General features: G+C 53.1%; 8 protein-coding genes. 6 read left to right on the top strand and 2 right to left on the bottom strand.

Annotation, left to right across the window (positions count from 1 at the left end; all coding sequences use genetic code 11):
• Position 1 precedes the first annotated feature (1 nt).
• Positions 2-3,781, top strand: a complete 3,780-nt coding sequence (locus BUA93_RS12355) for a fibro-slime domain-containing protein (protein ID WP_175547438.1) — start codon at positions 2-4, stop codon at positions 3,779-3,781.
• Between the two features lie 106 nt (positions 3,782-3,887).
• Here BUA93_RS12355 and BUA93_RS12350 read toward each other — a convergent pair whose 3' ends face one another.
• On the bottom strand, positions 3,888-5,423 hold the full coding sequence (locus BUA93_RS12350; protein ID WP_072979870.1) for an Rne/Rng family ribonuclease: 1,536 nt from the start codon (positions 5,421-5,423) through the stop codon (positions 3,888-3,890).
• Positions 5,424-5,695: 272 nt separating this feature from the next.
• Here BUA93_RS12350 and BUA93_RS12340 point away from each other — a divergent pair, with 272 nt between their 5' ends.
• A complete protein-coding gene (locus BUA93_RS12340) occupies positions 5,696-6,676 on the top strand; it encodes an SIR2 family protein (protein ID WP_175547437.1) in 981 nt (326 codons plus the stop codon).
• 68 nt (positions 6,677-6,744) lie between these two features.
• Entirely contained in the window at positions 6,745-7,068 is a 324-nt protein-coding gene (locus BUA93_RS12335) for a hypothetical protein (protein WP_139258054.1), read from the top strand.
• Positions 7,069-7,163: 95 nt separating this feature from the next.
• Here the strand turns inward: BUA93_RS12335 and folD are convergent, their stop codons facing one another.
• Positions 7,164-8,003, bottom strand: a complete 840-nt coding sequence (gene folD / locus BUA93_RS12330) for a bifunctional methylenetetrahydrofolate dehydrogenase/methenyltetrahydrofolate cyclohydrolase FolD (protein WP_072979866.1) — start codon at positions 8,001-8,003, stop codon at positions 7,164-7,166.
• Positions 8,004-8,236: 233 nt separating this feature from the next.
• Here folD and BUA93_RS12325 point away from each other — a divergent pair, with 233 nt between their 5' ends.
• From BUA93_RS12325 to BUA93_RS12315, 3 genes are all read left to right on the top strand, one after another.
• Entirely contained in the window at positions 8,237-10,561 is a 2,325-nt protein-coding gene (locus tag BUA93_RS12325; RefSeq protein ID WP_083597422.1) for a beta-xylosidase family glycoside hydrolase, read from the top strand.
• Positions 10,562-10,688: 127 nt separating this feature from the next.
• The gene (locus BUA93_RS12320) at positions 10,689-12,197 is read left to right on the top strand and encodes a carbohydrate binding domain-containing protein (RefSeq protein WP_072979854.1); all 1,509 of its coding nucleotides are present in this window, start codon (positions 10,689-10,691) and stop codon (positions 12,195-12,197) included.
• 206 nt (positions 12,198-12,403) lie between these two features.
• A complete protein-coding gene (locus BUA93_RS12315) occupies positions 12,404-14,230 on the top strand; it encodes a carbohydrate-binding protein (protein ID WP_254793978.1) in 1,827 nt (608 codons plus the stop codon).
• Positions 14,231-14,326 lie beyond the last annotated feature (96 nt).

The raw sequence follows: 14,326 nt of genomic DNA, 5'->3' as shown, positions 1-14,326 counted from the left end.
TTTGAAGAGAGCAATCTGGTTGCTCGCTCTAGTTGTGCCTGCAGTATTTGCGGCAAATTATTCTGTTACGGTTACTTATGAAGGTGACGGCCTTTATTATGCCATTTACAATAGGGGCGATGGTACTTGGTACACCGATGGGGAGGCTGATTGCTTTCAAGCCACTAATGTGCTCCGCTTTAACCTGAGTAGCAGAGATTTGGACAAGTATGAGCTGAATTTCTATACCGACGAAACCTGCTACACTCGTCTTTCTGATGGCGCCATTCCCTTGAAGGATTTGTTCCCGACCTCACAGCAGGCGAAAATCACCGTTAATGAAGACGGTTCCTGGCAATTTACCAATGGACAAAAGCCTGCCGAAGACCCCGAAGAACCCAAGGATCCCGAGGGACCGGTTGGCCCCGGTCAGGATGATCCCAAGGATCCGGATGAACCCGGCAACGACATTCCTGCAAAGGGTGGGATGAAGATCGTGGCCTTCTTTACGCCGTGGACCAATACCAATGCCCAGATGTTTATGGATGGTGAAAGTGTCGCGATGATTCCGGTGGCAGAAAAGTATTGCGGCTGGTTTATCGCTGCGGTCGATGCTCCTGCCGAAGGTTTCAATGTCTATTTCAAGCAGACCATCGGCCCGAATTTCGTGGGCTCCGAAGGTTTGACAACGACCGAGCCGACTACCGCAACTGAAATTTCGTTGGACTCCGTGGCGGCCTTGAGCGACACGATCTGGGTCCGTGGCAGCCAGGAAGGTGCTCCGGTTGTCTATTCCAAGCATCCGAACGGTGTGTTGGGAGACTGCCCCGTGAAGAAACTTCCGGTGATGATGTTTGACTGGTTGCATGGCAACAAGGGTGACGGTACCCGTGGCAACGGCAATCCCGAATATGGCGTCAGTGCGGACTTCGGTTCTGGCGGCTGTAGCGGAAGCCCGATGCGTGGTATGGTCGAGAAGGAACTCGGTCCCAATGGCGTTCCTGTGCCGGCCGATCCGTTCCCGACGGACTGCAAGATTACCGAACACCTGGCCTACTGGTTCCTCCCGGAATCGCTGGCTGTCGATGCTCAAGGCAATACGCTTACCAATATGACTTGCCGCGACCTTTATGTTTCCATGGACGAAGAAGGTTTCTGGCTTGCCGAGGTCTCGAAGAACGGTGTGTCTGCGGGTAACGAATCTAGTAAGGACAAGGGCGGCATGTTCCTGTTGGACGACTTCAAGTACCTGGATGAAGGCACCGAGACCATCCCTAACCCCTATTACGATAATATAAGAGGCCACAACTTCGGCTTTACCATGAAGATTCAGGCAACCTTTGAGTATTTGCCTGGCCAGTACTTTGACTTCTACGGTGACGACGACGTGTGGGTGTTCATCAACAACAAACTGGTGGTGGATATCGGTGGTCAGCATGGTCAGGTGGCGGGAGCCGTCGACCTGGATACGCTCGGCCTTATTCCCGACAGCACCTACAACTTCCACATTTTCTATGCGGAACGTCATACGAGCGAGTCGAACTTCCGCATGCATACCTCGATTGACTTGAAGACCGAGGCAAGCCTGCTGCTGAAGAACATCTCCGACAATTCGGACGTTATCTCTAGGGAAGTCTGGCAGAAGGTTCGCAGGAACAAGCTGGCTTGCGACTTCTCCGAAAACGGCAAGGAACTATCGTTTGAACGTGGCGCATCGACATATGTGCTTTATGGCGGAAACCTGCCTTCGGAAGGTATCGCGCTTGATACTGCCGGCAATTACTTTGGTGGCATTAAAATTTCCGCTAGCTTTGATGAGTTCACGATCGACAAGGAAGCCATCAAGGATGCCCATGGCCTTGCTCCGGGTGTCTACTACCTGCGCGTGGCGCTTGTTTCGGACAACAGTCAGTACAAGGACATTTACTTTGTCGTTGGCGCCTATAAGTTGCCGGACCTGACTTATGCCGACTCTGTCGGAAACGCCTTAGGTTCGACCATCTTGAGCGACACGCTGCCGCTGAACATGAATAAGAACGTTACCATGTGGGTGGGCCAGTCCTACAAGGTTTATGTGCAGTATGCCGATGAATGGGCGAAGGGTAGCGATATTGTCTATCCGTCGACGGACGATGACGCCCTGATTCCTTGCGATTCCTTGGGCAACCCCATTACCGAAATCAAGCTGGATTCGGGCCGAGCGATGTTCTATGTGAAGGCTGTCGGTGAAACTTGGGGTGCTAGCTTGTATGTGAAGGGCCAGGCGGCAGGAAATACGGCGGCTTGGAAGGGAATCAACTTCGCCTTGCCTCCTGTACCGCAGATCGAGACTGCCTACATTTATGACCGCGACGGTGACGGTCGTGGCGACAGCGTATGGATTCAGTTCAACGGTGAACTTGGCGGAAAGAATACGCTGGATTCTTCCAGGATGACGTTCGGAGTCCTTTTCAACGATACCTATAAGCCTACCTACAAGAGAGGCGATAACACGGCATCCATCGTGGCGAATGACGGCTCATTCGGCTCCGGAATCTTTACTGGCGGACTCGACAAGCCTTATTCTGGAAAGATTGTCGTGTGGTACACCTATACCGATAATGGCAAAACATCTGTATTCCCGGCGGAAGGCCCGCTGGTGGACAAGATTGGCCCTGTGGTGACTGCAGCCGAAGTTTCGTACATGAGCGACGGTAATGCGGTGCTGCAGCTGACCTTTAGCGAAGGCCTCAATGGCGATAATGCGTCTTCGGATCTGTTCCGTTTCCACTGTTGGAAGGACGGTCAGATGGATTCCCTGGTGAAGGCGGCAAGCGATGTTTCGAAGACCTCCGCGTCTCAGTGGAAGCTGGTTTTCCCGAAAGGTGGCGATTCTGATATTGTGCCTGCTGTCGGTGATTCAGTCCGTTTTGTTCCGCCATCTCAGTTGGGCGCGGCGCTGGACCTTGTGGATGTGGGAACGCATGAGTATAACCAGTGGGTGCGCGTGACCGGCGAACAGAAGGTGACGATTACGAGCCCCGGTGTGGTGACGCTGAATCCGGATTCGCCGGCGTTTGACAGTGCCAAGGTGATTATCCGTAGCGACAGCGCGACGGTGCCGAAACTCGTGAAGGATGAATCGATTCTTACTGCAGAACAGGCGGCTACCGCTTACGGAACGCAGGGACATTTCCTGGGTGACCTCAATATGGCCGAACTGGTAGAAAACCAGATTGCCGACATTATGAAGGCTGTCCAGGGAACGCCTAGCTACACCGACAAGAAGGCCGGAAAGAATGAGGTTGCGCAGACCTACACGATCGAACAAATCATCTCTATGGTGGCGGCTGGGCAAATGTCCCTTGGCGATGCGAAAAAACGTTTCGGTCTGGATCCGGTCATTGTGGATGCTTACAAGAACGGAATGCTTACGGCTGAGAATGTCCGTAAGTACGCCCGCGGCACGGAAGCCGATATCAGGCAGATTGTCGAATCCGTTGCTGAAAATACGGAACTGCGCTACGAGGCGACCTACTACTCCAGCCTGGGTGAATTTGTGAACAGTAATTCCGGTGTGATTACTTGCAACGGCGACATCTTCAAGGAAAATGGACGGGGAACCTGTCTTGACAATAACGGCAAACTGTTCCTTGCTTGGAATATGCGCGCGAAAAACGGTCGTCTCGCTTCGACGGGTGTCTACATCGCAAGACTGGAATACCGAATCAAGGTCGGAAGCAAGACCATGGTGGACCGTACGCAGGACTTCCTGTGGGGTGTGCGTCGCGGCAAGGCGAATGCGATCGACTTAGGTCTCTAGTTTGTTTAAATTTCTCTCTCGTTAAAAAGAAGGGCCGCACCTTGGGTGCGGCCTTCCTTATATGCCTTGCAAGAACGACTCGCGGTGAGGCCGCGAGTACGAAGCATTACACGAACTTGTAGAGGTCGGTAATGTCTTCGTTGTTCTTGTCGTAGAACCAGAACTGGTTGATGTGGGCGTGCTCGTCTTCCACGAGGCTGATGTTCATGCTGTGCTTGTATTCCAAGTAGTTGAACATGCGGTTGTGGTCCTTGCAGAGCACGTCGATCACCTGCGGGCTTACCACGAGGGTCACTTCGCGGAGCTTGCCCTTTGCCTTCGCGCGGGCCATCCAGCGGTCGATCATGCCGAGCGTGGATTCAAGCGTCGCGATGCGTCCGCCGCCGTCGCACACCGGGCAACGTTCGGTCTTTTCGGTCATCAGATTCACGCGGACGCGCTTACGGGTGACTTCCATGAGGCCGAACTGGCTGATGGGGGCGGGGCTGATCGGGGCCTTGTCGCGGCGGATTGCCTTGCGGAATTCCTGGTAGACCTTTTCGTTGTCTTCTTCGGATTCCATATCGATAAAGTCGATAATAATCAGGCCACCCACATCGCGGAGCCTAAGCTGCTTTGCAATCTCGTAGCAGGCGTCGATGTTCGTTTCGAGGATGATCTTGCCCTGGTCCTTGCCGTGCACCTTCGGTCCGGTGTTCACGTCGATAGAGACGAGTGCTTCGGTCTGTTCGATGACGAGGTTGCCGCCACGCGGGAGCGGTACCTGACGCTGCAGGGAACGTGCGTAGTCGTTTTCGATCTTGAAGTATTCGAACAGGCTTTCGTTGCTGCTCCAGAGCTTCACCTTGTCGAGCTTGTCCGGCGAGAGTACCTTGAGGTATTCGCGCAGGGCGAAGTATTCGTCGCGGTTGTCGATATACACGTAGTCGGTGTTGTCGCTGAAGTATTCGCGGACGGTCTGTTCAATCGAATCGGATTCTTCGTAGATGCAGGTTTCGGCAGGCTGGTTTTCGAAGTTGTACTTCGTCTGTTCCCACTTGCTTTCGAGTTCGCGCATCTGCTTGTTGATTTCGAATTCGGATTCGTTCAGACCGTTGGTACGAACGATGTAGCCCACGTCGCGACCCTTGAGGCGGCGGACCACCTTCTTGAATTCGCGGCGCTTGGCCGGGTCGCGTTCACGCTTGGACACCCCAATGAAGTTGGTGCCCGGCATGCACACGAGGAAACGACCCGCAAAGCTCAGGTGAGTGGTCAGACGGGCACCCTTGGTGCTGATCGGTTCCTTGACCACCTGAACCATGATTTCTTGGCCTTCTTGCAGAATTTCGTCAATAGAGACTTCCTTGGAAGAACCGCCCTCGTCATCGTCGTCGCCATATTCGCGGCGGAGGAGTTCGTTTCTGTCCATGGCGTCTTCTTGATGCAAAAAGCCTGCCTTTTCAAGGCCAATATCAATGAACGCAGCCTTGAGTGCCGGAAGCACCTTCTGGACCACGCCCTTGTAAATATTGCCCAGAACTCGATTAGAAGAAACGCCTTCGACGACAAGTTCAACGAGTTCGCCGTCTTCCATGATGGCGATGCGCTTTTCGTAAGGCGTCTTGCTAATCAAAATTCCACGCTTGCACTTATTTGCCATTAAAGCTCCTAAAAGGTAGACAAAACTTGATGGTTGATTCCCTAAGAAGCAGTCCAAAAGTATGGAACGCTTCCGAACCCACGCGCTTCTTTTACGGAAAGTACCGCATTTCCACGGCGTAAAGTCTAGGGAGCCTAAATATAATAAGTAGAAAGTAAGAAGTTTGCGGGATTTGGGCGAAAAGTGGACTGAAATACAAAAAAATAAGGATGGGCGGCATTTCTTTGATCTTTTTAAGGTCCATTTCTAACGAATTAATATACATTAGGGGTATGGATATCGCATCGAGTACATACCGGCGGATTTTTGTGTTGGGTTCCGGGTTCAGCAAGTCGTTTTGCCCGCAAATGCCCACGCTCCGCGACCTGAACGAGCTGATTCCCTTCGGAATATCGGACGAGTTCCCGCACCTGCGTGACTACTGCAGGCGTTTCCTAGAACTTTGCAATAACCAGGCGGAATACCTGAATATCGAAACGCTTTCGACTTCGATTCTGTCGGCGCAGATTTTCCCCGGGGTGCGCGAGAGCCTTTATCATTCCAGCTTGCGTTTTGAACTGTTGCGATTTATTGCGGGAGCCATTCGCCATGATCATGCGGTGGATTCACAGTCGGCGGCCATTCTCCGCAAGTTCTTGACGGGTTGCGTGAATTGCCCGAGTGAAGGCGTGCGCGACACCTTGCTGCTGTCCTTTAATTATGACACGCTGATCGAGGACGTGATTACGGATGATGCCAAGATGAATGCGCGTGTAGCGGTGGATTACGGGGTGCGTATAGACCCGGCTGACCGCAGCGCGGTTCGTGCGCCGCGTACCCATTCGGTGGATTTGATTAAGTTGCATGGATCGCTGAACTGGTATCCGGTCAAGGGTGCGTCAGACCCGCTTGATTTGAAGAACGTGTGCCAGGTGGAACCTTGCGATCGCAGTTTCCCGATTTATCGCGAGGATACTCCGATTTATATTCCGATGGCGCATACGAAGGAATCTTTCTTGCGCGGGAGCCTGTTTAATTTGTTGTGGAGTAAGGCCGATTACTACCTCAAGAATGCCCAAGAAATTTTCTTCTTGGGTTATGGTTTCCCGAAGTCCGACATGAACAATCTGGAATTCCTGCTTCGCCACCGTGACCGCTTCAAGAAGGTGGTGGTGTTTGAACGCGAAGGCCACCCAGATCTGGAACGCCTGCGTGAGTTGCTCGGTGAAATCGTCGTCAGTTGCGACGCGAAGGAATTCTTGGCGAAGTTCTAGTACTCGCTACTGGGAAACCTGCCCGGCAGTCTTTTGTCTTGCTATATTTTGCACCGAAGGGTGTGAAAATGAAATTTCTTGGATTGGCCATATTTATGCTTGCGGGCATTGCCTGCGCCCAGCTGGTGCAAAAGAAAGCGCCTACTGCCGCCGACTCTATTGATTTGGGCAACAAGAAAGGGCCGGTTGTTTATGCGGACCCTAAAGAGAACGAAAAGTCTGCCATAAAAGATGCGACTGCCAAGATGGACAGTCGCGAATATTCGAACGATTCTACCGTCGGAACGCTGATCGGTGTCGGTGCGGAATTTGTCGGCGATATGGTGAAAGGCATGCTTTCGCCGAATTCTCCCGAAACAGACGCCGTCGAACTGGAACGCACGAGACGGTAGCGCTTTGCGCTAGTTGGTAGAACTTAGTGCGCTTCGCTACAGAACTTAGAAGATGTTTACTGAGCTCTAAGTTCTAAGCTCTGCCGAAGGCTCTGTTATCCCAAATATTTTTCGCCGGATTCTACGCTCTGGTAGATGAGCGTGTTGATGGTCATGGGGCCCACGCCGCCCGGAACCGGAGTGTAGGCCGATGCCACGTCGTCGAGACCCTTTTCGATATCGCCCACGCCACCCGGATGGTAGCCGGCGTCAACCACGACGGCGCCCTGCTTGATCCATTCCTTCTTGATGAATTCCGGCTTGCCGACAGCACCCACGAGGATGTCGGCCTGCTTCACGAATTCGGGAAGGTTCTCGGTCTTGCTGTGGCAAATGGTTACGGTGCAGTCTGCATTTAAAAGCATTAGGGCCATCGGCTTTCCGAGAATGGCGCTGCGGCCTACGACCACGGCGTGCTTACCCTTGAGAGGAATGTTGTAAGCCTTGAGAAGACGCATAATGCCGGCTGGCGTTGCGCAACCGTAAGCGGGTTCGCCCATGGCCATACGTCCAAAGCCGAGGCAGGTCACGCCGTCTACGTCCTTGCGGGCGTCAATGGCTTCGAAGGCGGCGCGTTCGTCGATGTGGCGCGGAACTGGGTGCTGCAGCAAGATGCCGTGCACGTCGCGGTTCTCGTTGAGTTCCTGGATTTTGTTCAGGAGTTCTTCGGTGGTGGTGTTCTTGGGGAGAACCACGCGGATGCTTTCCATACCCACGCGGGCGCAGGCGTTGCCCTTCATCTTGACGTAGGTGGCGCTGGCCGGGTCATCACCGACGAGGATTGTTGCAAGGATGGGGGTCTTGCCCGTCTTTTCCTTGAGCTTGGCCACGCGGGCGCTGAGTTCTTCTTCAGTGGTCTTGGCAAGGGCCTTGCCGTCGAGGATGAGTGCTGCCATAAGTGTCTCCGGTGCGCAGATGCGCGGTTGTTTGCTGCAAAGATAGAAAAGTGTGCGGGGTGAGTAAGATGGAATTGTTTGCTGGCGACTAGATGTAACGGAATGTTTACCCAAACTTGACAATTTGTCAATGGAACATGCTCGCGCGTGAGGCCTATTTAGCCATTTTAAGGGTAATTTTAAGTTGAAAGATTATATACGGGCGGTGGTGCGCTCGAATAAAGGAGTTAAATATGGGATGGCTTAAAGGTTTGGGCATTGCCCTCGCTAGTTCTTGTGCCGTTTACGCGGCGACGGTCAATAACCCGATTATGTACGTCGATAGCCCGGACCCTTCCATTGTCCGTGTCGACGATGCTTACTACATGGTGACGACGACCATGCACTTTGCCCCGGGCGTGCCCGTATTCAAGAGCACGGATTTGGCCCAGTGGCGCACAGTGGGATACGCCTACCAGACGCTCACCAACAACGACCAGCAGAACTTGAATGGCGGCAAGGACGCCTACGGTAAGGGCTCGTGGGCTTCGAGCATTCGCTACCACAAGGGATTTTTCTACGTGCTGACACCGTCTTACACGACTGGCAAGACGCATTTGTACAAAACTGCCGATGTGGAAAGCGGCCAGTGGAGCGAAGTGCAGCTCCCGTTCTACCACGACCCTTCTTTGTTCTTCGATGACGACGGCACCGTGTGGGTGTTCTACGGCAGCGGCGACCAGATTGGCTATGTGCAGCTAAACGACGATGCAAGCGGTGTGAAGGCTGGCGGCAGGAGCGGTAAGCTCGGCGGCGTGAGCGTGAACCAGGCTACCGGCAAGAGCGGCTATATTGTACAGCAGGAAGGCTCGCACATGGAAAAGGTGAACGGTGAATACTACCTGTTCACGATTTCTTGGCCGAATGGTTCTTGCCGTACTGAAGTGGTTTACCGCTCCAAGAGCCTGCTTTCGGGCTATACCGGCAGAGTGTTTTTGGCTGATAACGGTGTTGCGCAGGGTGGCATCTTTGATACTCCCGATGGCAAGTGGTATGCCCTCCTGTTCCGCGATTCCGGCCCGGTCGGCCGTATGTCGCACCTGGTGCCGATGGAATGGAAGGACGGCTGGCCGGTTCCGACCAGCGGAAGCAAGGCTCCCTCCACGATTGACCTGCCGGAATCCCCGCTTCCGGGCTATGGCATGGTCACCAGCGATGATTTTGAATCCAGCGAACTTGCTCTTGAATGGCAGTTCAACCACAATCCCGATAACAAGAACTGGAGTTTGTCTGCAAATCCGGGATTCTACCGCATTACTACGAGCCGCACCGATAGCCGCGTGGTGAGTGCGAAGAATACGCTGACCCAGCGATCCTTTGGCCCTAAGAGTTCTGGCCGTACGCTTGTGGATGGCACCGGCATGAAGGATGGCGACATGGCGGGCCTCGTTGCCCTGCAGGACGACAAGGGTTTTGTGGCACTCGCCAAGGATGGCGACAGCTACAAGGTGGTGATGTACACCGGAAACAAGGATGGTGAAAGCCTGAAGGACAACAAGGCGATTTCGGGTTCCAAGGTTTACCTGCGAATTGATTTCGACTTGCCGATTGACCGCGGTACCGCATACTTCTACTACAGCACCGATGGCAATACCTGGACAAAGATTGGTAGCGACGTGAAGCTCAATTACGACCTCCACATGTTTGTGGGAGTGCGCTGGGGCCTCTTCAACTTTGCAACAAAGCAGGCGGGCGGCTATGCGGACTTTGACTGGTTCAAGGTCGGTGTTGACGTGAACGATGAAATTTATCTCGATGGCGCAGGTTCTGAACCTGTCCCGCAGACTCCGTTCTGTGCTGCTGGTGAAAATTGCCCCGCCATTGCGCTCCCGGGCAAGATTGAGGCAGAAAACTTCGACGTGCCGGGCAAGGGCAAGGACGGTACCTCTTACTACGACGGCGATTCCGAGAACCACGGCGACAGCGACTACCGCGCAGGTACCGGTGTTGACCTTTACAAGAAGGCGACTGGAATTATTGTGGGCTACAATAGCGAAGGTGACTGGCTTGAATACACCGTGAACGTGAAGGAAGCGGGGGACTACACCATGTTCGCGGCTGTCGCTGCTGCAGGCAACACCTCGAGTTTCAAGCTCTCCTTGGATGGCAAGGACATCACCGAAGAAATTGCGGTGCCGGCGGCAAGTTCCGGCGAAGAGAATTACGACGACTACAACAAGGTGCAGGCTAATGTGACGCTCCCTGCTGGCGAACATGTGCTCCGCTTCACGGTGGTTGGCTCTTGGCTTGATATCGACTACTTTACGTTCGTGAAGGGCAAGGATGCTACGGATCCGGAACCGATTGATCCGATGGGGATTGCCAATGCGGTTCGTTACGATGTGCAGGCTGAACAGGTTTACCGCGTGTACGGCCTGAACGGAAGCTTTGTGGGCGCCGTGTTTGCCGCAAGTGCAAGCGAAGCCCAGTCTAAAGTTCGCGCCATGGTTTCGGAAAAAGGAATCTACCTGATTAGAGCGAAGAATGGGATGGTTTATCGCTTTACGGTAACGAAATAGCCCTTCGGGCTAGTTCAGATTTCGGATTTCAGAATTCAGAAACTCATTATAAATTCTGAAATCTAAATTCCGAATTCATAAAGGTGCTTGAGTGGTGCGAGAGTGCAATTAACATAAGGAGCGAAGGATGTTTGGTATGAAAAATTTGGGCAAGGTGGTGCTTGCCCTCGTGAGTGTTGCGCTGTTTACGGGTAATGCTTTTGCAGACAACCTAACTGTAGACGGAAAATCCCGTAGCATGCTCGTGTATGCTCCGTCGGGAATCGAAAAGAATCGCCCGCTCATCATTCAGATGCACGGCATGAATCAGGACGCCTCCTACCAGAAGAATGCGGCGAAGTGGGAGTCCATTGCCGATACCGCGCGCTTCGTGGTGGTTTTCCCGAATGGCGAAAACAAGGCCTGGGACATTGGCGGCGACAAGGATGTCAATTTCTTGAAGGCAATCATCAACGAAATGTATCAAAAATACGGAATCGATAAAAACCGTGTATATGTTTCGGGATTTTCGATGGGTGGCATGATGAGCTACCATGCGGCAAACAAGATGGGTGACATGATTGCGGCTATTGCGCCTGTTTCGGGTGGTGGCGGCGTGAATTCGCCCAAGCGTGCGATGCCGATTATGCATACGCACGGCACGAGCGACGATGTGGTGAATTATAACAGCACCGTGAATACCCTGAAGGGCTGGGTCAATGCGCAAAAGTGCTCAAGCAGTTCGCAGAAGATTAAGCCGTATCCGACGACTAAGTCGGGCTCTGCCGCGTCTCTTGAAATTTGGAGCGGCTGCACCGATGGCGTCGAGGTGCGCCTGCTGACAATCGAAGGAAAGGGTCATTGGTATTCTATGGACGAGGCCGTGAGCGTGAACACGAGCGTGGAAATCTGGAATTTTGTGAAGAACTATTCGCTGGATGGTTCCTCTCTTCCGCCGCCGACACCTGCGATTGTCGTGCCTACGAACCGCGATGAAGTCTTTAACGGCGGCTTCGATTCGAGCGCCGTGTCTTGGGACCTGCAGGTGCACGGTGACGCGCAGGCGACGGGCGAGGCCAAGGGCGGCAAGTACCAGCTGGATATTTCTGCCATCGGTACCGAGAATTACCAGGTGCAACTTATCCAGCACGATTTGCACCTTGAAAAGGGACAGTGGAACGAAATCAGTTTTGACGCGAGCGCGGGTGCGGCACGTACGCTCGAGGTGAATGTGGAACAGCACAACGACCCGTGGGCATCTTACCTCAAGGAAAAGCAGAATTTTGAACTCGGCACTACGTCAAAGACGTTCACGTTCAAGTTCCAGATGACGGCCGCGACCGATACGAACAGCCGCCTGAGTTTCAATGCCGGTGCTGTGACGGGAACGCTTACGCTCGACAACGTGAAAATTGCAAAACTCGATGCCGCGCAAATTCCTGAGGAAGATCCGTCGACTTTGCGTGGGGTACAGTACATGCGTGAGCAACCATCGGAGTACGCCGTGTTCAATATACACGGAAGCAGGCTCGGCTTGGTTGAAATTCATGATGCGGGTTTTGCCGAATCGCTTGAACAGGCTGGGTTCACTAAGGGTGTGTATCTTTTGCGGAGCTTGAAGGGCAAAAAGTCGCTCCTGGTGCCCGTTTCCCGCTGAAAAAGCCAAAACCGGATTATCATTCTGGAGCGAAGCTATACGATACTTGGCAACTTGTTGCCATAGTAGAGTTATCCTCTTTGGGGAGATAGAATCCATAGAACGCCATTGACAAATAATCAATGGCGCCTTCTGTTTTGGCGGGTATTTTGCCGTTTTTGGAGAGTATTTTTAAACCAGTAAATCAAAAAAAAGTGGAGATGAAGATGTTTGGTTTAAAAAAATGCTCGCTCGGCGGGGCTGTTGCCCTTGCCTTTTTGGGTATGGCTTCTCAGGCCTTTGCGCATCCTGACAGCCTGGTGCTTACGCCTCCGCTGGGATGGAACAGCTGGAACGTGTTCCACGAAAACATCAATGAAAAGCAGATTCAGGAAATTGCCGATGCCATGGTGTCTTCTGGCTTGAAGGACGCGGGCTACATTTACCTGAACCTCGACGACAACTGGATGGACACCAAGCGCGATGCGCAAGGCAACCTCCAGAATAATCCGAAAACCTTCCCGAGCGGCATGAAAGCCATTGCCGATTACGTGCATGCGAAGGGCCTTAAGTTCGGCCTTTACGGCGACCGCGGCAAGCGCACCTGCCACCATTACAACAGCAAATGGGATAGCCAGAGCGGTTCCAATGGTCACGAAGAACAGGATGCCAAGAAACTCGCCGAATGGGGCGTTGACTACTGGAAGTACGACAACTGCGATTCTGACCCGAATACCCAAGAAAAAGATTACACCGCCATGTCCAAGGCCCTCCGCAATTCCGGACGCGACATCGTGTTCAGCATTTGCATGTGGGAATACAAGGACTGGATGCCGAAAATCGCGAACCTCTGGCGTACCACTTTCGACATTGGCCCCGAATGGATTTCTACCTCCTGGTACCGCGGCGTCTACGAAATTATCGATGCCAACAACAAGTATTGGCAAATCGCTAAGCCCGGCCACTGGAACGACCCGGATATGCTCGAAGTAGGCAATAGGGGCCTCTCTTACGAAGAACAGCGCTCCCAGATGACGATGTGGTCCATCATGGCTGCCCCCATCATGATCAGTTCCGATGTGCGCAACATGAGTAACGAAACGAAGGACCTGTACCTGAACAAGGATATGATTGCCATTAACCAGGATTCTCTGGGCGTTCAGGGACATCGCGTCTCCGACGTGAACGGCAAGCAGATTTGGACCAAGCCCTTGAAAAATGGCGATATCGCCGTGGCACTTCTCAATAACAACAGTTCTACCCAGACTGTGGAATGCAACTTTGCAGACATTGGCGTAGAAGGCGAAGTGGAAGTTCGCGATGCCTGGAAAAAGAAGGACTTGGGCCCAGTATCCCATGTTTCTATCGAACTTCCGGCACATGGCTCGGCACTTCTCCGTTTGGTTCTCAAGCCGGTTCCGCGCGCTCCGTTCAAGGGCGAAGCTCTCGCCATTCCGGGCAAGATCGAAGTGGAAGATTTCGACATTAACGGTGTGGGCCAGGGCAACACCACCTACAACGAAAACGATACCGAAAACCACGGCGATAGCGACTACCGCCCGGGTACCGGCGTAGACCTTTACAAGAAGGCGACCGGCGTGATCGTGGGTTACAACCAGGCGGGTGAATGGCTCGAATACACCGTGAAGGTGGCCTCGACGGGAACTTACACGATGAACGCTTCTGTGGCTTCTGCCAACAACACGTCAAGCTTCAAGCTCTCTATGGACGGCAAGGACATTACCGAAGAAATCGCCGTGCCTGCAGCCACTGAGGGCGAAGACAATTACGACGAATACAATACGGTCGAAGCCAAGGTCAGCCTGACCGAAGGCGAACACATTCTCCGCTTCACGGTTACTGGCGACTGGATGGATATCGACTGGATTGAATTCTGCTCGGGTGAAAGCTGCGAAGAACCGCAAGGGATTCGCACTGCTCTCCCTGCCGCCATGAACCGCGACTTGGCTCCGCGACTCCTCAAGAAGGGCAACACGCTCTTCATCGAAAAGAACGGCAAACGCTTCGACCTGACAGGACATAGGATTAAGTAGTTTAAGGCCCTTTCTTATTGAGTTAAAGCCTTTGACATTTTTTCAAAGGCTTTTTCGATATAGATGAGCTTTTAATGGCAGAACAGGTTATTTTAT

The sequence above is a fragment of the Fibrobacter sp. UWH4 genome (genome assembly GCF_900142475.1).
Lineage (GTDB): Bacteria > Fibrobacterota > Fibrobacteria > Fibrobacterales > Fibrobacteraceae > Fibrobacter.
The sequence above is the reverse complement of the archived record's forward strand: the minus strand, read 5'-3'. Positions and strand labels throughout refer to the sequence as shown.

Coding starts and splice junctions, on each gene's coding strand:
- folD (WP_072979866.1), bottom strand. CDS start 8,003: ATGGCAGCACTCATCCTCGACGGCAAGGCCCTTGCCAAGACCACTGAA.
- BUA93_RS12340 (WP_175547437.1), top strand. CDS start 5,696: ATGGATATCGCATCGAGTACATACCGGCGGATTTTTGTGTTGGGTTCC.
- BUA93_RS12320 (WP_072979854.1), top strand. CDS start 10,689: ATGTTTGGTATGAAAAATTTGGGCAAGGTGGTGCTTGCCCTCGTGAGT.
- BUA93_RS12315 (WP_254793978.1), top strand. CDS start 12,404: ATGTTTGGTTTAAAAAAATGCTCGCTCGGCGGGGCTGTTGCCCTTGCC.
- BUA93_RS12335 (WP_139258054.1), top strand. CDS start 6,745: ATGAAATTTCTTGGATTGGCCATATTTATGCTTGCGGGCATTGCCTGC.
- BUA93_RS12325 (WP_083597422.1), top strand. CDS start 8,237: ATGGGATGGCTTAAAGGTTTGGGCATTGCCCTCGCTAGTTCTTGTGCC.
- BUA93_RS12350 (WP_072979870.1), bottom strand. CDS start 5,423: ATGGCAAATAAGTGCAAGCGTGGAATTTTGATTAGCAAGACGCCTTAC.